Source organism: Haloarcula onubensis (genome assembly GCF_031624605.1).
GTDB classification, from domain to species: Archaea; Halobacteriota; Halobacteria; order Halobacteriales; family Haloarculaceae; genus Haloarcula; species Haloarcula onubensis.
The window spans coordinates 117,225-133,415 of sequence record NZ_JAMQOS010000007.1; the positions used below are offsets into that span (position 1 = coordinate 117,225).

The window sequence follows — 16,191 nt, forward strand, 5'->3', positions numbered from 1 at the left end:
ATACCGGAGCGTTATTTACCTTCTAGCGTCGAAACACGGCTAACAATGGGGCTTACCGAGACAGTGTCTAACAGGCGACAGTTCCCGGTCGAGCTGTCGGGTGTCAGCGCCGTCGTCGCCGTACTGTTGTATCTCGTCGTCGACCTCGCCGTCAAACTGACCGGAACGACCGTGTTGGCGTTCGGATTCCACGTCATCGGGGGGTCGCTCACAGTCGGCTCGCTCCTCTCGATGGTGGTCGACGGACTGCTGGTCGGGCTGGCCGTCGGGCTGGCCGGCATCGGGCTCTCGATGACCTACAGCATCCTCGACTTCGCGAACTTCGCCCACGGGGACACCGTCACCGCCGGCGCCTTCCTCGGCTGGGTCGCGGCCTACGTCGTCGCCGGACTCGGGAGCGGTGCGGCGCTGTCCGAACTGGTCCTGTTCAACACCGGCCAGCAACTCAGCGTCGTCTCGGCGTTCCTGCCGGTGTTGTTCGGACTGGTGGTCGCCGGCGCGGGCACCGTCGGCGTCGTCCTCCTCGTCGACCGGCTCACCTACCGGCCGATGCGGGGGTCGGACAACATCTCGCTGCTCATCGCCTCAATCGGGGTGGCGCTGGCGCTGCGCTACCTCATCGCCTTCGTCTTCGGGACTCAGACCAGCGGGGTCGCCTCCAGCGGCGCCCGCTTCCAGGTGGTTCCCGGCCTGACCATCACGGACAACGAACTCGCGCTGCTGGTCCTGGGCGTCGGGCTGATGCTCGCAGTCCACCTGTTGCTCCAGCGGACGAAACTCGGCAAGGCCATGCGCGCGATGGCAGACAACGAGGACCTCGCGCGCGTGACCGGTATTCCGACCGAGCGGGTCATCCGGGTCACGTGGGTGCTCGGGGGCGCGCTGGCGGGTATCGGCGGTTACCTGCTCGTGCTCGAAAGCGGCACTATCTCGTTTAACTTCGGCTGGATTCTCCTCTTGCTCATCTTCGCGGCGGTCATCGTCGGCGGTATCGGCTCCATCTACGGTGCGATGGCAGGGGGCGTCCTCATCGGGCTGGTCGACAGCCTGGCGCTCATCTGGCTCCCGTCGGGACTGACCCGTGCGGCCGCCTTCGCGGTGCTCATCGCCGTATTACTTCTCAAGCCGTCCGGGCTGTTCAGCGGGGTGAGCACGGCGTGAGCACCGCACACGACGTCTGGGACCGACTGGAGGAACTCCCGGACTACGGCCTCGTCGCGCTCTTCGTCGTCGCCATCTGGCTGCTGCTCTCACTGCTCGCGGCGCTGGTCGGCGGGCCGCAGGCGCCGAACCTCGCGGCCGGCTTCGTCGGCAGCGTGACCGTCCTCATCGGCGCGTTCGCCCTGCTGACGCTGGCGCTGAACCTGCAGTGGGGGTACACCGGGCTGTTCAACATCGGCGTCGCGGGCTTTATGGCCGTCGGCGCGTACACGACGGCCGTCCTGACCGCGCCGACGGACCCCGCAGCCGGGGCCGTCCCGGGCTTTGGACTCCCACTCGCCGTCGGACTGGTGGGCGGGATGGTGATGGCCGCCGTCGTCGGCGCGCTGGCCGCGCTGCCCGCCCTCAGGTTACGGGCGGACTACCTCGCCATCGTCACCGTCGCCCTCTCCGAGATCATCCGCCTGTTCGTGAACTGGAACGGCGTCGAACAGTTGGCCGTCGCGGGCGTCGAGTTCGGCACCGGCGGCGCGACCGGTATCTCCTTCGAGTCGCCGTCGGGCATCGTGGCCGGTGTCGTCAACGGCCCGCTCGGCCCGCTCGTCGCGGCCGCGGAGGGATTGGGTATCTCCGGGCCGAACGTCGTCAACTTCGCGTACGGGCTCGTGTTGCTCGCGCTCGTCGTCGGGAGCTACTGGGTCCTCTCACGGCTCGTCAACTCCCCCTTTGGCCGGGTGTTAAAGGCCATCCGCGAGGACGAGCAGGTGACCCAGTCGCTGGGGAAGGACACCCGGCTGTTCAAGATAAAGGCGTTCATGATAGGCTGTGCGCTGATGGGGCTGGCCGGCGCCCTGTTCCGCGGGAGCGCGGGCTACATCAGCCCGGCGCAGTTCCGGCCCGGCATCACGTTCTACGTCTTCGCGGCGCTCATCATCGGCGGCGCCGGCTCGAACACCGGCAGCATCCTCGGGGCAGCGACGTTCTCGGCGCTACTCTTTTACCTGCCCGCCCGACTGGGGGAGTTCTTCCCGAACGTCGGCGGGCAGGCACCGGGCAACATCGTCGAGGCCGTCGGCGCGCTGGGCGCGCTCGACGTCGGCCCGCTCGTGGCCTACACCGTCGCGAACATCAGCACGCTCCGATTCGTCCTCATCGGCGTCGTCCTCATCTACATCATCCAGCGGCGGCCGCTGGGTCTGCTGGGCCACCGGAACGAACCGGCGGCCAGCGTCGACCTGGGGCGGCCGCGGGCGGCCGACGGGGGTGGCGACGATGAGTGAGCCCGAGACGGTCGAAGCGACCGCACCGGACACCGACGTGCCGACGACGAGCGACGCCGTCGACGCGCCGCTACTGGAAGTCGATGGCCTGCGCAAGGAGTTCGGCGGGGTCACCGCCGTCGACGGGGCATCCTTCCGCGTCGCGCCCGGCTCTTTCACGGGACTTATCGGTCCCAACGGCGCCGGCAAGTCGACGACGTTCAACTGCATCACCGGTATCCACGAGCCGACGGCCGGCACCGTCCGCTTCGACGGGCAGGACGTGACCGGGCTGGCGCCCTTTACCCTCGCCAAGGAGGGGCTGGTTCGGACCTTCCAGATTGCCCGGGAGCTCTCGGAGATGACCGTTCTGGAGAACGTCATGCTCGCGCCGCCGGGCCAGCGCGGTGAGTCGGCTATCCAGTCGGTGCTTCCAGGGCTCCGAGAGGAGGTTCAGGCGGCGGAACGCGACGTGGTCGAGGACGCCTGGGAGACCCTCGACTTCTTCGAGATAGACCACCTCGCCCACGAGGACGCCGGCTCGCTGTCGGGCGGCCAACGGAAACTACTGGAGATGGCCCGGGTGCTCTCGACCGACCCGGAGATGGTGCTGCTCGACGAACCGCTCGCGGGGGTGAACCCGACCCTGGAGGAGAAACTGCTCGACCGCATCGACGAGTTGCGCCGGGACGGGCTGACCTTCCTGCTTGTCGAACACGACATGGACGTCATCATGAACCACTGCGAACACATCATCGTCATGCATCAGGGACAGGTCCTCGCGGAGGGGGACGCCGAGACAATCCAGTCCGACGAGCGGGTCCTGGAGGCCTACCTCGGAGGCGACGTATGAGCCAGCAGGCCAGCCGGTCGGCCGACGTGACGCTGCCGGACGCGAGCGAGAGCCTGCTTGCGGTGCGGGACCTCGATGCCGGCTACGGCGACCTGCAGGTGCTCGACGGCGTCGACATGGACGTCGCCGACGGCGAGTACGTCGTCATCGTCGGCCCCAACGGCGCGGGGAAATCGACCGTGATGAAGTCCGTCTTCGGACTGACGACGTACATGGGCGGCTCCGTGAGCTTCGACGGCGAGGAGATAAGTCAGCGCCGCCCCGACCAGATAATCTACGAGGGCATCGGCTACGTCCCACAGACGGACAACGTCTTCGGCAAACTCAGCGTCCGCGAGAACCTGGAGATGGGGGCGTACATCTTAGACGAGGTGCCGGAAGACCAGATCGACGCTATCTACGACCGGTTTCCCATCCTCGAAGAGCGCTCGTCCCAGAAGGCCGGGACGCTCTCGGGCGGCCAGCAGCAGATGCTGGCGATGGGGCGGGCGCTCATGCTCGACCCCGACCTCCTCTTGCTCGACGAACCCTCGGCGGGGCTGGCGCCGGACCTCGTCGCCGAGATGTTCGACCGCATCGACGGTATCAACGACGACGGCACCGCCGTCATGATGGTCGAGCAGAACGCGAAGGAGGCGCTCCGGCGCTGTGACCGGGGCTACGTCCTCGTGCAGGGACAGAACCGCTATCAGGACAGCGGCGAGACGCTGCTTGCCGACCAGGACGTGCGCCAGGAGTTCCTCGGCGGCTGAGTTCGCCGTTCGGAAAGAAAGCGGGTTGTCGAGTCCGGTCGGGCGGCTGTCCCGGACAGTCCGGGCTACTGGTTGAGCGCGCTGTTTATCTGTGAGGTGTAGGAGGACTGCTGGGACTCGAAGCCCACCTTCTGGAGGACGGAACCGCCCGACTCCTCGAACGCGCTGACGAAGCTCTCCTGAAGCGCCTGGCCGTAGCTGTTGTTCAGATACAGCGTCGACGCGGTCGAGGCCTCCAGGTCCTCGTTGGCTATCTGTGACAGCACCTGCCCCTGCAGCGCGTCGCTCGGCGGGGTGCGGAAGACGAAGTCGTCGTCCTCGAGGTTCGTGATGGTCGGCGAGGTGGAGGCCGGCGAGCAGGCGACCACCTCGTTGTCCACGAGGACGTTGCGCGCGACCTGAATCGTCGCCTCGGAGCTCGCGGCACCGGTGATGGAGGGGTAGCCGGCGCTGACGAGCGAGTTGGCCGCGTTGACCGCCGCCTCGGCCGTCGACTGGGTGTCGCCGACCTGGGTCTCGATGGACTGGTCGATGCTCCCGTTGAGCTGTCGGGCCGGAAGCAGCGCCGCGTCCCGGATGGCCTGCCCCAGCGAACCGAGGTCACCGGTCTCCGGCTGGAGGACGCCCAGCCGGACCGCCCGGTCGGCGCCGCTGCCGCTTCCGGACGGCTCGGGTTGGGGCACGTCACCTGAACCGCCGAAGTCGATGGTGCTTTTCGACTCGACGCCGTCCTGCGTGAATCCGAACACCTGGTACTGCGCGGCGGTGATATCGCCGGCGTCGTCGAAGTTGACGTTGCTCGACGCCCCTGCGTACTCGATGTTCTCGCCCGCGGCGGCGGCCTCGGCGGCTTCGGGCAACTCGGAGGGCGTGTACTGCGTCCCGCCGGGGTTCGCGACCACGCGCATGTGGTCCCGGATGGAGGCCCCGTCGTTGGCCCCAGCCATGAGGTTCGCCAGAATCTGGACGGCCGAGGCGTCGTAGGCCTGGGAGGTGAACACGCCGGCGCTGTCGTAGTCGAACTCCTCGGTGAACAGCGACTCGAAGGTGTCGACACCGGGGCCCGCCGCCGACGGCGCCGACCCCTGGACGTTGGACATGTCGTTGCCCACGTCGCCGGGGAGGTCGCCGTCCTGCAGGCCGTCGGTGACGAGGATGTCGACGGTGTCGTCGCCGTAGTCCGCGTAGTAGTCCTTGAACAACTGGACGCCGCTCTGTGGGTAGCCGACGACCATCAGGACGTCCGGTGTCTCGCCGCCGCCGGACTCCGTGGAACAGCCGGCGAGACCGACGAGACCCGCCACGCTTGCCGCGCCACTGTACTTCAGGAATGACCGTCTATTGGTATTGATTCCCATACTGACTCCGGCTTATACGCCATAGGTAAAATAGGTTGCCCGTAACTCAGTCACAGAGCCCGAATGTTCGGTCACGCGGGGGCACTACACCGGGTCCGTCCGCGCCTCGAACTACGGCGCGAGTCGGTTCTTCCGGTTCTTCATCTCGCGCTCGTAGTGGTCGAAGGTGATGGGACACCAGTCGGCGGCGATGTCAAGCAGGTCCTCGGTCAGTCCGCGAATCTCCCACTGGGCGTCAGCGGCGGCGCGCATGTCCGCGACGTGCATCAGCATCCGGGCGTTCATCGACATCACCATGTTCACCTTCGTCCCGATAGGGAGGACGAAGCGGGCGTCTTCGGGGGGCATTCCGAGGTCGAGCAGGTCCTGATAGGACTCGACGGCGTCCTCGATGGTGTCTCTGAATATCTCGGCGCGCTCCTCGACGACCGAATCGTCGACCTGGCCGCTCTTCTGGTTCCGGCCCACCCAGTCCGGGTCCGTCGCCGACGGCGGGACGACGACCAGTTCGCCCTCGCGGACGTCGGCCGGGTCGACGTCGTCGAACGAGACGTAGCGCATCGACTGGACGTCGAAAGAGACGTGACGATGTCGAGTAATCTGTGCCATACACGACCGCGAGACGCCCTCGACGGCGAACGTTATCTGGGGGTGTTCGAACGGCCCGAAGTGGCCGTGGTCCAGCAGGTGCCCGATGAGCGTCGCCTGCTTTTCCCGCATGGTGTCCCCGTCGACGGTCGCCATCGTCGCCTCGAGCGACTGGCCCCCGACGAACTCCCCGCTGTAGTCGTTGCGGGCCGCCTTGCAGATGAGTTCCTCCGGGTCCTCAGTGGCTTCCAGCAGCGTGACTTCCATACGGGGTGGGAACGCCCGAACGTGATAGTTCTTGCTCCACGCACGAGCGTAACGCTCAACCGCCAGGCCCCTAGACCGACCCGGTATGCTGCAGGTGCCCCTGACCGCAAGTCCCGCCCTCTGGATGCTGGTTCTCGGGCTCGTCGTGCTGTGCGTCCCGGCTGTACTGGGAGCCATCGTCCTCCTGCGCCGGCGGACCGACCGTCAGCGCAGAATCGAAGCACTCGAACGGCGCGTCGAGGAACTGGACGACTAGATTCGCTGCCAGTCGGTGGGCTCGTTTGCCAGCCCCAGCACGCGGGCCTCGCGGCCGCCGCCCTCCGCGTCGCGGATGTCGATGAGGCCGTCGAAGGCCTGCTTGATGACCTGGATGGTCTGTTGGTCGTGGGCCCCCGAGTCGATGGTAAACACGCCGATGTAGCCGGCGGCGTCCAGCCGCGAAGAGAGCACGTGACAGAACTTGAAGACGGTCTTCTTGTCGGTGTAGGTGAGCATCGTCGACAGCGAGACGAGCGCCAGCCGGCCGCGTTCGCGGCCGGAGTCGTGCAGTCCCTCCAGCGCCTTCGTGATGCCGATACCGATACCGGTCAGGTCGCCCGGCGAGGAGACCTGGTGGACGGAGACGCCGTCGACGAGGTCGGGGTCGGCACCGCCCTCGCCGCGGCAGTCGACCACGCCAAGCTGGGCCCCCTCCAGATTCGGGACGCGGTCGCGAAACTCCGTGACCACGTTCGCCGCCTTGTCGCTCGTGGTGACGACCACGGCGCCGTCGCCGTCTCTCGCGCCGTCGGCCAGGATGTCGTAGACGAGATTCTCTTTCCCGGTCATCGCGGGCCCCGAGACGAGGATACTGGACCCGGGTCTGACCTCGGCCAGTGCGTCGAAATCGAGAACTGAAGACAGATCGTACATGTGTATCACCCCCTTATTCTTCTTCGCCGTTGCTCAGGCCACGCAGTGTCGCGATGAAGTCGTCGTCGTCTTCGATACCCCCCAGCGTGTCGTCGAGCCCCTCGCGCATCTCGGTTATCTCGGCGGTCAGCTCCGCGTACTGGTCGCTCTCGGCCAGTTCCGCGCTGGACTTCGTCGCTTCGAGCGTGGCCTGCTTCTCCACGAGCGCGTAGTACTCCTGTAACAGAGAATCGTACTCCGAGCGCTCCAGTAGATTCGTCACCGTGTCGTGGAGCTGCTCGCTCCGAATCGGCTTCGAGAGATAGGCGTCGAACCCCATCTCGAGGATGTCGAAGTCGGGTTCAACCGCCGTCACCATGGCGACTCGACAGCCGAGGTCCCGCTCCCGAATCTCGTCCAGCACCTCGTCACCCGACAACCCCGGCATCATCCGGTCCAGCAGGACCACGTCGACGCGCTCGTCCAGCAGTTCGAGGCCTTCGTCCCCGTTTTGCCCCATTCGGACCTCGTAATCACCCTGTAACCACAGTTTGTACGTCTCCGCGACGTCCGGTTCATCCTCCACGATAAGTACGACAGGCGGGTCCGGCTCAGACATGCTATTCCTTACTACCACAGTTTCTGTATCCTCCTACATAGCCCTGTGGGTGTTTCACCGTAGTCAGTGGCTACTGCTGACACGTCGGTGCCGTGCTGGGTGGTCCGGCGTCGGTCGACCCGGAGCGACACCGACATCCGTGGGCCCGCCGAAGTTCGGGCATGATACGAAACCTCGCTCGGGGGACGGACGCCTTTACCAGTAACGTCTTTCTAGTGACCGGCGACCGTCGCGTGCTCGTCGACGTCGGCAACGAGTTCGACGCCGTCGGCGCCGTCCGGGAGCACGTCGACGACATAGACGCCGTGGTCGTGACCCACACCCACTACGACCACGTGTCGAACCTGTCGGCCGTGGTCGAGGCGTTCGACGTCGACGTCTGGGGCTACGACACCACACAGGACGGCATCGACCACGCGCTCTCCGACGGCGACACCGTCGCGCTGGGCGACCACGAGTACACGGCGCTCCACACGCCCGGCCACAAGGACGACCACCTCTGTCTGTTCTCCGCGCCTGCGAGCGTGCTGTTCGCGGGTGACCTGGTCTTCGCGGACGGGAGCTTCGGGCGGACGGACCTGGAGGAGGGGGACCGCGACCGACTCGTCGAGAGCATCGACCGGGTGCTCGACACCGTTCCGGAGGACCTCGACGCGTTGCACACCGGCCACGGCCCCAGCGTCGAGGACCGGCCGTACCACGACATCGAACTCGCCTGGCAGGCGGCCCGGTTCTGAGCGCCAGCAAAACATTTACCGTCTCGTCCATATCCTCGGGTGTGAGTCAGGACGCGCCGCCGTCGGAGGGCCCCGGTGAAGCGATACTCGAACGTCTCTCCGACGGCGTCGTCGCGCTCGATAGCGACCTGCAGATCACGTACTCCAACGGCGCCGCGGCGTCGCTGCTGACTGCCGACCGCGAGACGCTGCTCGGGACCCCCGTCCTCGACGCGCTCGACGACCAGGTGGCGTCGGTGGTCCGCCCACCGCTCGAACGGGCCCTCGAGAGCGGCACCGAACAGTCCTGCGAGTGGTACGGCCCGTCACAGGACAGCTGGCTCGTCCGCTTCTACCCCGACGACGACGGCGTCACCGTCGTCGTCAGCGAGACGACCGACCACCGTCGCCACGAGGAGACGCTGGGGCGACTCCACGAGGCGACCCGACAGATGCTGCTGGCCGACTCGCCAGAGCAGGTAGCCGACTTCGTCAGCCACGCGGCGGTGGAGGTCCTCGGACTCCCGATTAACGCCGTCCACTACTACGACGACGAGGCCGGGACCCTGGTCCCCGTCGCGCAGTCCCCGGCGTGTTACGACGTGCTGGGCGACCCGCCGGAACTCGACAGCGGGCTGGCGTGGACGGCCTACCAGACCGGGAACGTCGGCGTCTACCCCGACCTGCGAGCCGAGGCCGAGGCCTTCGACGCCGAGACGCCGTTCCGAAGCGAGTTGGTCGTCCCGCTGGCCGACTACGGGGTCTTCATCGTCGCGGCCGAGACGGCCGACGCGTTCACAGAGGCCGACGTGACCCTGGCGAAGCTGCTGGGGGCGAACGCGACCGTGGCGCTGGAGCAGGTCACGAGCGAGAACCGCCTCGCACGGCAACGGGACAACCTCGAACTGCTGACGCGGATGATGAGCCACGACATCCGTAACGACCTCCAGGTGGTCGGGGCCGTCGCCGAGATGCTGGGAGAACACGTCGAGGGGACCCAGCGGGAGTACGTCGAGAAGATTCGACGGAGTACGGCCGCGGCGGTGGAACTGACGACCAGCGCCCAGGAACTGGTCGAGGCGATGCTCCGCACCGACACCGAACCCGTGCCAGTAGCGCTCCGGACGATTCTGAGTGCGCAGATAGACCGGGTCGCCGAGACCCACACGGCCGCGACGATAACGGTCGACGGCGAGATACCGGACGTGGGCGTCCTGGCCGACGAGATGCTGGGGTCCGTGTTCCGGAACGTGCTCAAGAACGCCGTCCAGCACAACCGTGGGGACGACCCGACGGTCGTCGTCAACGTCGATACCGACGCGGAGACCGTTCGCGTCCGCGTCGCGGACGACGGCCCCGGCGTCCCGGACGAGCGCAAGGAGAGCATCTTCGGCCGCGGCGAGCGCGGCATGTCGAGCGAGGGGACCGGCATCGGGCTGTATCTCGTCCAGACGCTCGTTGAGCAGTACGGCGGCCGCGTGTGGGTCACAGACAACGACCCGACCGGCGCCGTCTTGGTCGTCGAACTCCGCCGGCAGTAACGACTTTCAGCCGGCGCCCCATCCCTTCGGGTATGCCGCTACCAATCGACCCCGCGGCGCTCGAATCGGGCGACATCGGCGAGAAACGGGCCACGCTGGAGATGGACCACGAGGCCGCCGTCGAACACGTCCGGAGCGTGTTCACCGAGGCCGGCTTCGGCGTCCCCGTGGAGTTCTCGCCGTCTGAACTGTTAAACGAGAAGGTCGACGCCGACCGGGACCCCTACTACGTGCTGGGTGCGTGCAACCCGGCGATGGCCGACCGCGCGCTCGACGCGACGGACAACCGCATGGGCGCGCTCTTTCCCTGCAACGTCGTCGTCTGGGAGGACGAACCGGGCGTCCAGACGGTGTATCACGTCTCCATCATGCGGGCCGCCAGGCTGCTCGGGATGGCGCCCGACGACGAGGTGATGGCCGATATCGTCGCGGACACCGGCGAGATGGTCGAGGACGCGTTCTCGAACCTGTGAGCGACTGCGGGAGCGAGGCTCAGTCGAACGCCGTCGCGAGCAACGCGTCGTAGGCGTGGTCGTACGCGGCCGCGACGGCGTCCGGGTCTTTCCGCGTCGCCGAGTCAAGCGCCGGCAAGCGGACCGCGCCGGCCCGGTCGATGAGGTCGACGACGTTCTCGACCCGCTCCTCTAGCTGGCCCTCCTCGGGCCCGCCCGTCGCTATCTGACAGGCCTTCGCGTAGCGGCGGCCGTCGTAGAACCGCGCCCGTCCCGGTTCGACCACCGCGACGGCGTCGGGCTCGAACCCCTGTAGCGGCCGGGCGATGTCGCCGTAGGATTCGACGACGGCGCGGTCGGCCGCCGCTATCTCCTCGCGCAGGGCCGAAAGCGCCTCGGCGTGCATCGCGCCCATCAGGTCGTTGAAGTCGGGCACCGACGTGACCCGTGGCGCCGCCTCTAACGGGAGCCGCTCGGTCGCCGACTCGGGGACGTCGACGGTACCGTTGACGGCGAACTCGCCGACGCCGTCGGCGTGGCCGACCCGGTCGACGACGAACTGCCTGGCCGACTGGCCCAACAGTCCTTTCGACGGCCCCGGCGACGGGTGCCAGAGCCGGTGGACGGCGTTGATTGCCTCGGGGGCCACGTCGCCCGGCGAGGCGGCGGCCAGCCGATGGGCGTCCTTGCCGTAGAGGCGACCCTGTTCGGTCGCGCGCTGGTAGTCGTCGTGGTCGAACCAGTAGTTGTTCCCGGCCCGCGGTTTGAACCCGCGGGCGCCGGTGTGAGCGAGCAGGCCCACCGAGAAGGTCGTCTTCCCGGCGTCGACCCGGTCGCCACCGGCCACGAGCAACTTCATTCGTCGGCGAGGCCGTAGAGGCCGACGACTTCGTCGTCGTCCGGTTCGGCGAACACCAGACTGTCCTGGTTGTAAATCATCCACGGGATCGCCCAGTCGATGAACACCGACTCGTTGAAGTCGGACAGTTCGGCGTCGGCCGGCAACCCCTGGAGCAGTCGGGCCAGTTCGGGAATCGTGTACAGCAGGTCGGGGTCGAGTATGTCCGCCGGTTCGTAGAGGTCGAAGGCGCGGACGTCGTCGAACTCCGCTTTCCGTGCAGGCATGCGCGGCGCTACGCCGAGACTCGGTGTAAAGCTCTCGAAGTCGGCACAGCCGCTGTCGATGTCAGCGCGAATAAAAGTGCGTGTTCGGGAGTTACTCGAAGTGACCGACTGCGGTGCTGTACTCCTCGGCGACCTCGTCCCAGTCGACGACCTCGAAGAAGGCGTCGATGAAGTCGCCCCGTGCCGGACCGTAGTCGTAGTAGTACGAGTGTTCCCAGACGTCGAGGGCCAGGATGGGATGGGCACCCCAGAGCGCACCCTGGTCGTGCTTGTCGACCGCGACGTTGCGCAGTTGCTTCGCAACGGGGTCGTAGACAAGCAGCGCCCAGCCGCCGGCAGCGGACGCGGCGGCCTCGAACTCGCCCTTCCAGCCTTCGTAGGAGCCAAAGTCCTCCTCGATGCGGTCGGCGAGTTCACCCGACGGCTCGCCGCCGCCGTTGGGGTCCATGTTGTTCCAGAACAGCGTGTGGAGATAGTGGCCACAGCCGTTGTGGGTGACGTTGCCCAGTGCACCGGCGGACGAACCGAAGTCCCCCGACTCGCGGTTCTCGGCCAGCGTCTCCTCGGCCGACTCGAGCCCGTTCACGTAGCCCTGATGGTGGGTGTCGTGGTGCCACGTGAGCACCTGCTCGGAGATGTGGGGCTCCAGGGCGTCGTAGTCGTACGGGAGCGGTGGCAGTTCAGGTTCGGAGTGTTCGGGCATATGAAATCGCCTCCACAGGTATTGTCGGGCGGATGCCTTTTAAACGTTTAGAAGCCGTACGGTACCACTGCACACACACAGGGACCCGGGACGAAGTTTCACACGCCGCTGCGTGAAGCTAACCCGCCACGTCGATGGGTACTAGATGTGTCAGGAAGCGACCGCGGTAGTCGGTGAGGCGGGGACGCTCACTCGCAGTCAGTTCGCGGGAACGTGAGTTCGAGCGACGTGTGGTCGCCGTCGGTGCCGACCGTGACTATCCCCCCGGCCTGTTCGGCCCCCCAGTTGACCAGCCAGCGGCTCATGTCCTCGCGGTCGGCCGGCTGCGGTTCGGCCCCGTCACAGAGTACCGACCGCTGCCTGTCGGTCAGCGGCGGGCCGGCGTCGCTGACCGAGACGGTCACCGCGTCCGGCCCGGCGGTCACGGAGACGCCGACGACCGGTTCCGTGTCCCCCAGCAGCGAGCGTCTGGCCGCGTGCCGGAGCGAGACGCGAAACACCGGCTCGAACAGCCCGTTGCAGTACGCCCACTCGCCGAGGCTCGCTTCGAGGACGAACGAGACGTCAGGCTCCCACTCGCGGGCCGCGTCTATCTCCTCGTGGATTATCGGGACGATGTCGACCGGCGATTCCGCCTCCTCGTCCAGCATGGACGCGAGTTCGCCGGCACGGTCGCTCATCGCCAGGGCCGACGGAAGTCCCCCCTCGGTAGCGCCGGTGAGGACCTCGCCGTGGACCGCACCCCCCACGGCCGAGACCTCCTCCTGAATCGTGGCCCGCAACACTTCGTTCAGCGCACGCAACTGCCGTTTGCGCTCGCGCCGGTCGGTCACGTCGCGGAAGGTCACGACGCTCCCGAACACGTGGTCGCTGTCGTCTATCGAGGCGACCTGCACGTCGTAGTAGGTCTGGCCCACGTCGCTCTCGACGGTGACGGTCGACCCCGCGGAGTCGGCGTCGACATCGGCCAGGTTCGGCACCGCGCGGGCCGGCGTCCCCAACAGGGTCGACCGGGTCATCCCGACCAGGTCGAGCGCCGCGGGGTTACAGTCCACGACGGTTCGTTCGCCGTCGAGGACGAAGGTAGGGTCGTCCGTGGCAGTCATCGCCGTCTCGCTGGCCAGATGTGACGGCACGGGCGCGCGCCGGAACATGTCGAACTCCACGACCGCGAGCGCCGCGAGACCGGCCGACACGGCAAACGTGAGCGGTGTCATCCGAAACACGTCGTCGCCGATGAGATGGAGCGTCTCCAGGAAGTTCGTCCCCACCGGGACGAAGCCGGCCGTCAGCAACACGAGTGCCCGGCCCCGGTAGAGTGAGCGTCCCTCGACGACGAACTCCGCCAGCAGTATCGCGCTGCCGGTCACGAGCAGCCACGTGTAGACGGCAAACAGCCAGTACAGTGGTCCGTACGTACCCGCGAGGGCCGAGAGCCCGTCGGTGCTGGCCACGGTGATTCCCACTCGTATCGTTCGCTCGTAGGCAAGCAGCGACCCGGAGAGTGCCACCGCCGGCACGACGGCGAGTCCAGTGAGTCGCCGCCGGGTCACGTGGTGGCCTCGACCGGTGTACTCGAACACGAACACCGTCCACGCAAGCGGGATGACGACGACGCCGACTTGCTGAACCCTGGCGAACGCCAGCATGACCGACGGCGTCTGGGCCAGCAGTTCACCGATGTAGCAGCCGAGCCACCACAGCTCCCCGAACTGGGCCACTAGCAGCGGCGCAGCGCCCGGACGCGACCGATTCACCGCGAGGAGATATATCGCCGCGACTGCCGCAACCACGGAGAGAGCCAGCACTGCGAGAAATACGTCCGTCTGCATAGTTCCATGGCCTATCTACGTGTATATAAACAACCTGATTGTCAATGGGATGGGAGCTTCGCTGCTAGAAGGTATCGCGCCGACCGCACAGTGCCGGACAGTCGGATACGGGCTCGCCCAACGCCGACCACGGCTCTCTCACTCCCGGTCCGTCCGCGGGAAGGTGAGTTCGAGCGACGTATGGTCGCCGTCGGTGCCGACCAGAATCCGACCCCCGGCTTGTTCGACGCCCCAGTTGACCAGCCACCGGCTCATGTCTGCACGGTCCGACGGCGTCGGCTCCGCGCCCTCACACAGCACCGTCCGCTCGTGGTCGGTGAGCGCTGGTCCGCGGTCGCTTACCGAGACAGTCACCGACTCGGGACCGGCGGCTATCGAGATGCCGACCACGGGTTCGGCTTCGGACTGGAGTGAGCGTCTGGCAGCGTGCCGAAGCGAGACACGGAAGACGGGCTCGAAGAGCCCACTGCAGTACGCCCACTCACCCAACGTCGCGTCGAGGACGAACGACACCTCCGGGTGTAACTCCCGGGCCGCCTCTATCTCCTCGTGGATAATCGGGACGATGTCGGCGGGTGACTCGGCATCGGGCTCGACCATCGACGCGAGCTCGCCGGCCCGGTCGGTCATGTCCAGCGCCAGGGAGGCGCGTTCACGGAGCGCCCGGATGTCGCTCCCGGTCCCCTCCTCGTCGACGGTTTGCTTGACGGTCGCCATCTCCTCCTGAATCGTGGCCCTGAGGACGTCGTTCAACGCGTTCAGCCGCTGCTTGCGCTCCCGTCGGTCGGTCACGTCCCGAAGTGTCAAGACCCGGCCGTGTCCATGGCTGCCGTCCTGGTCGACAGTGGCCGTCTGGACGTCGTAGTAGGTCATCGTCCCGTCGCGTTCGACCGTGACCGTCGAGTCCTCGGCGGTGTCGACGCCGGCCAACGGTGGCAGCGTCGCCTTGGGGGTCCCGACGAGGGACTGCTCGTCTAGCCCGACTACCGCACAGGCCGCCGGGTTGCAGTCCACGACGGTGTCGCTCCCGTCCACCACGAAGGTGGGGTCGTCGATGGCCTCGATGGCCCGCCCGGTCGCGATGTGGCGTGGAATCGGCGGTTCGTCGAACGCGTCGTACTCGACGATGGCCAGTGCGGCGAGTCCGCTCGAGACGGCGAAGGACAGCGGCGTCGGGTCCAGTCCCCCCACGCCGTCCAGCCCCGTCGAGTTGAGGAAACTGGCAATCTGTGGAATGAAGCCGGCGCCGAGGAGCGCGCCGGCCCGCTTCCGGTAGAGCGAGCGCTGTTCGACGATGAACTCCACGAGCAAGACGAGACTACTCATCACGAGCAGCCAGGCGTAGCCGACGAAAAACCAGTACATCGGACCGAAGCCAGCGGTGATGGCGTGGAGGCCGTCTACCTCGGTCACCATCACGTCCGGCCGGACGAGTGATTCGTAGGCCACCGCAACCGCGAGGAGTGCCACCACTGGCGGGGTCACCAGCCCGACCACTCTGGCTCGCGTGAGATACGCGCCCCGTCCAGTGTACTCGACGACGAACAGCACCCACAGCGAAGGAATGAACACCGCCGGGACCCAACCGAGGCGCGCGAGTAGCAGCGTCTGTGCCGCCGTCGGACTGAAGATTTGGCCGAAATACAGGCACACCCACAGCAGTTCGAGCACCGAGGCGAGCAACAGCGGGCGCGCGCCGGGAATCGAACGGTTGCGAGCGACGAGAACCGTCACCATCGTGACGACGACGAGCGACGCCCCGAGTCCCACAACGAAAAGCTCACCCCTCACGAATCTATCTGAACCAGTTTACTGTGTGAAAGTAAACCTTTCGTGACGTTCCAGGCGGTCGTCGCCTTCGGATGTGCATACGAGATACAGGAGAAAACTCGTGGCTTCCCGGAGGATAGCTCAATTCGCGTGCTCGCGGGTTACACACTGACTCGGGCGCGGCGGTTGGACCCTCTCCCGTCGCTTCGAGGTGCCGCATACGCTTCACCTCGCGCCAGTTCCACTGCTCACTGAGGTTCGCCGGTCCACTACGAGGGCCGACTCCGTCCCTGCGGTCTGTCGT

At 66.8% G+C, this 16,191-nt stretch carries 17 protein-coding genes; 8 read left to right on the forward strand and 9 right to left on the reverse strand.

Annotation, left to right across the window (positions count from 1 at the left end):
* The first annotated feature begins 45 nt into the window (after window positions 1-45).
* Genes NDI86_RS18605 through NDI86_RS18620 form a run of 4 tightly spaced genes read left to right on the forward strand, consistent with a single transcriptional unit; the run spans window position 46 to window position 4,025 of the window.
* Window positions 46-1,161, forward strand: coding sequence for a branched-chain amino acid ABC transporter permease (locus NDI86_RS18605; protein ID WP_417936290.1), 1,116 nt, complete (start codon window positions 46-48; stop codon window positions 1,159-1,161).
* The gene (locus NDI86_RS18610) at window positions 1,158-2,441 is read left to right on the forward strand and encodes a branched-chain amino acid ABC transporter permease (RefSeq protein ID WP_310901839.1); all 1,284 of its coding nucleotides are present in this window, start codon (window positions 1,158-1,160) and stop codon (window positions 2,439-2,441) included. The genes NDI86_RS18605 and NDI86_RS18610 overlap by 4 nt, the downstream gene beginning before the upstream one ends.
* On the forward strand, window positions 2,434-3,273 hold the full coding sequence (locus NDI86_RS18615) for an ABC transporter ATP-binding protein (protein WP_310901840.1): 840 nt from the start codon (window positions 2,434-2,436) through the stop codon (window positions 3,271-3,273). Before NDI86_RS18610 ends, NDI86_RS18615 begins: the two co-directional genes overlap by 8 nt.
* A complete protein-coding gene (locus tag NDI86_RS18620) occupies window positions 3,270-4,025 on the forward strand; it encodes an ABC transporter ATP-binding protein (RefSeq protein WP_310901841.1) in 756 nt (251 codons plus the stop codon). The genes NDI86_RS18615 and NDI86_RS18620 overlap by 4 nt, the downstream gene beginning before the upstream one ends.
* Before the next feature lie 65 nt (window positions 4,026-4,090).
* On the opposite strand, the gene NDI86_RS18625 is transcribed toward NDI86_RS18620, so the two are convergent.
* Window positions 4,091-5,383: an ABC transporter substrate-binding protein gene (locus NDI86_RS18625; RefSeq protein WP_310901842.1), complete on the reverse strand. Its 1,293-nt coding sequence runs from the start codon at window positions 5,381-5,383 to the stop codon at window positions 4,091-4,093.
* 111 nt (window positions 5,384-5,494) lie between these two features.
* Complete coding sequence (gene thyX, locus NDI86_RS18630; protein ID WP_310901843.1) at window positions 5,495-6,238, reverse strand: FAD-dependent thymidylate synthase; 744 nt, start codon at window positions 6,236-6,238, stop codon at window positions 5,495-5,497.
* Window positions 6,239-6,323: 85 nt separating this feature from the next.
* Between thyX and NDI86_RS18635 the strand changes: the two genes are divergently transcribed.
* Window positions 6,324-6,494: a hypothetical protein gene (locus NDI86_RS18635; RefSeq protein ID WP_310901844.1), complete on the forward strand. Its 171-nt coding sequence runs from the start codon at window positions 6,324-6,326 to the stop codon at window positions 6,492-6,494.
* Here the strand turns inward: NDI86_RS18635 and NDI86_RS18640 are convergent.
* Both NDI86_RS18640 and NDI86_RS18645 read right to left on the reverse strand, forming a co-directional pair.
* Window positions 6,491-7,150, reverse strand: a complete 660-nt coding sequence (locus tag NDI86_RS18640; RefSeq protein WP_310901845.1) for an RAD55 family ATPase — start codon at window positions 7,148-7,150, stop codon at window positions 6,491-6,493. The two genes, NDI86_RS18635 and NDI86_RS18640, sit on opposite strands and share 4 nt — an antisense overlap.
* A gap of 13 nt (window positions 7,151-7,163) precedes the next feature.
* Window positions 7,164-7,748: a HalX domain-containing protein gene (locus NDI86_RS18645; protein ID WP_310901846.1), complete on the reverse strand. Its 585-nt coding sequence runs from the start codon at window positions 7,746-7,748 to the stop codon at window positions 7,164-7,166.
* A gap of 161 nt (window positions 7,749-7,909) precedes the next feature.
* Between NDI86_RS18645 and NDI86_RS18650 the strand changes: the two genes are divergently transcribed.
* The 3 genes from NDI86_RS18650 to NDI86_RS18660 are packed head-to-tail and all read left to right on the forward strand — an operon-like array spanning window position 7,910 to window position 10,478.
* Entirely contained in the window at window positions 7,910-8,485 is a 576-nt protein-coding gene (locus NDI86_RS18650) for an MBL fold metallo-hydrolase (protein ID WP_310901847.1), read from the forward strand.
* Between the two features lie 41 nt (window positions 8,486-8,526).
* On the forward strand, window positions 8,527-10,005 hold the full coding sequence (locus NDI86_RS18655; RefSeq protein ID WP_310901848.1) for a sensor histidine kinase: 1,479 nt from the start codon (window positions 8,527-8,529) through the stop codon (window positions 10,003-10,005).
* 32 nt (window positions 10,006-10,037) lie between these two features.
* Complete coding sequence (locus NDI86_RS18660) at window positions 10,038-10,478, forward strand: DUF302 domain-containing protein (protein ID WP_310901849.1); 441 nt, start codon at window positions 10,038-10,040, stop codon at window positions 10,476-10,478.
* A 19-nt stretch (window positions 10,479-10,497) separates the two neighbouring features.
* Here NDI86_RS18660 and NDI86_RS18665 read toward each other — a convergent pair whose 3' ends face one another.
* The 5 genes from NDI86_RS18665 to NDI86_RS18685 form a co-directional block, all read right to left on the reverse strand.
* Window positions 10,498-11,316, reverse strand: a complete 819-nt coding sequence (locus NDI86_RS18665; protein WP_310901850.1) for an ATPase — start codon at window positions 11,314-11,316, stop codon at window positions 10,498-10,500.
* Window positions 11,313-11,582 carry a DUF5827 family protein gene (locus NDI86_RS18670; protein WP_310901851.1) on the reverse strand — a complete coding sequence of 90 codons (270 nt, stop codon included), beginning with the start codon at window positions 11,580-11,582 and terminating at the stop codon, window positions 11,313-11,315. The genes NDI86_RS18665 and NDI86_RS18670 overlap by 4 nt, the downstream gene beginning before the upstream one ends.
* A gap of 91 nt (window positions 11,583-11,673) precedes the next feature.
* Complete coding sequence (sod, locus tag NDI86_RS18675) at window positions 11,674-12,285, reverse strand: superoxide dismutase (RefSeq protein WP_310901852.1); 612 nt, start codon at window positions 12,283-12,285, stop codon at window positions 11,674-11,676.
* Window positions 12,286-12,473: 188 nt separating this feature from the next.
* The gene (locus tag NDI86_RS18680; protein WP_310901853.1) at window positions 12,474-14,117 is read right to left on the reverse strand and encodes a histidine kinase N-terminal 7TM domain-containing protein; all 1,644 of its coding nucleotides are present in this window, start codon (window positions 14,115-14,117) and stop codon (window positions 12,474-12,476) included.
* 138 nt (window positions 14,118-14,255) lie between these two features.
* The gene (locus NDI86_RS18685; protein ID WP_310901854.1) at window positions 14,256-15,908 is read right to left on the reverse strand and encodes a histidine kinase N-terminal 7TM domain-containing protein; all 1,653 of its coding nucleotides are present in this window, start codon (window positions 15,906-15,908) and stop codon (window positions 14,256-14,258) included.
* Between the last annotated feature and the right edge of the window lie 283 nt (window positions 15,909-16,191).

What these genes read in the sequence shown, in the direction of transcription:
- NDI86_RS18645 (WP_310901846.1), bottom strand. Translation starts at nt 7,748, where the DNA reads ATGTCTGAGCCGGACCCGCCTGTCGTACTTATCGTGGAGGATGAACCG.
- NDI86_RS18635 (WP_310901844.1), top strand. Translation starts at nt 6,324, where the DNA reads ATGCTGCAGGTGCCCCTGACCGCAAGTCCCGCCCTCTGGATGCTGGTT.
- NDI86_RS18665 (WP_310901850.1), bottom strand. Translation starts at nt 11,316, where the DNA reads ATGAAGTTGCTCGTGGCCGGTGGCGACCGGGTCGACGCCGGGAAGACG.
- NDI86_RS18625 (WP_310901842.1), bottom strand. Translation starts at nt 5,383, where the DNA reads ATGGGAATCAATACCAATAGACGGTCATTCCTGAAGTACAGTGGCGCG.
- NDI86_RS18660 (WP_310901849.1), top strand. Translation starts at nt 10,038, where the DNA reads ATGCCGCTACCAATCGACCCCGCGGCGCTCGAATCGGGCGACATCGGC.
- NDI86_RS18620 (WP_310901841.1), top strand. Translation starts at nt 3,270, where the DNA reads ATGAGCCAGCAGGCCAGCCGGTCGGCCGACGTGACGCTGCCGGACGCG.
- NDI86_RS18650 (WP_310901847.1), top strand. Translation starts at nt 7,910, where the DNA reads ATGATACGAAACCTCGCTCGGGGGACGGACGCCTTTACCAGTAACGTC.
- NDI86_RS18615 (WP_310901840.1), top strand. Translation starts at nt 2,434, where the DNA reads ATGAGTGAGCCCGAGACGGTCGAAGCGACCGCACCGGACACCGACGTG.
- sod (WP_310901852.1), bottom strand. Translation starts at nt 12,285, where the DNA reads ATGCCCGAACACTCCGAACCTGAACTGCCACCGCTCCCGTACGACTAC.
- NDI86_RS18680 (WP_310901853.1), bottom strand. Translation starts at nt 14,117, where the DNA reads ATGCAGACGGACGTATTTCTCGCAGTGCTGGCTCTCTCCGTGGTTGCG.
- NDI86_RS18670 (WP_310901851.1), bottom strand. Translation starts at nt 11,582, where the DNA reads ATGCCTGCACGGAAAGCGGAGTTCGACGACGTCCGCGCCTTCGACCTC.
- NDI86_RS18640 (WP_310901845.1), bottom strand. Translation starts at nt 7,150, where the DNA reads ATGTACGATCTGTCTTCAGTTCTCGATTTCGACGCACTGGCCGAGGTC.
- thyX (WP_310901843.1), bottom strand. Translation starts at nt 6,238, where the DNA reads ATGGAAGTCACGCTGCTGGAAGCCACTGAGGACCCGGAGGAACTCATC.
- NDI86_RS18605 (WP_417936290.1), top strand. Translation starts at nt 46, where the DNA reads ATGGGGCTTACCGAGACAGTGTCTAACAGGCGACAGTTCCCGGTCGAG.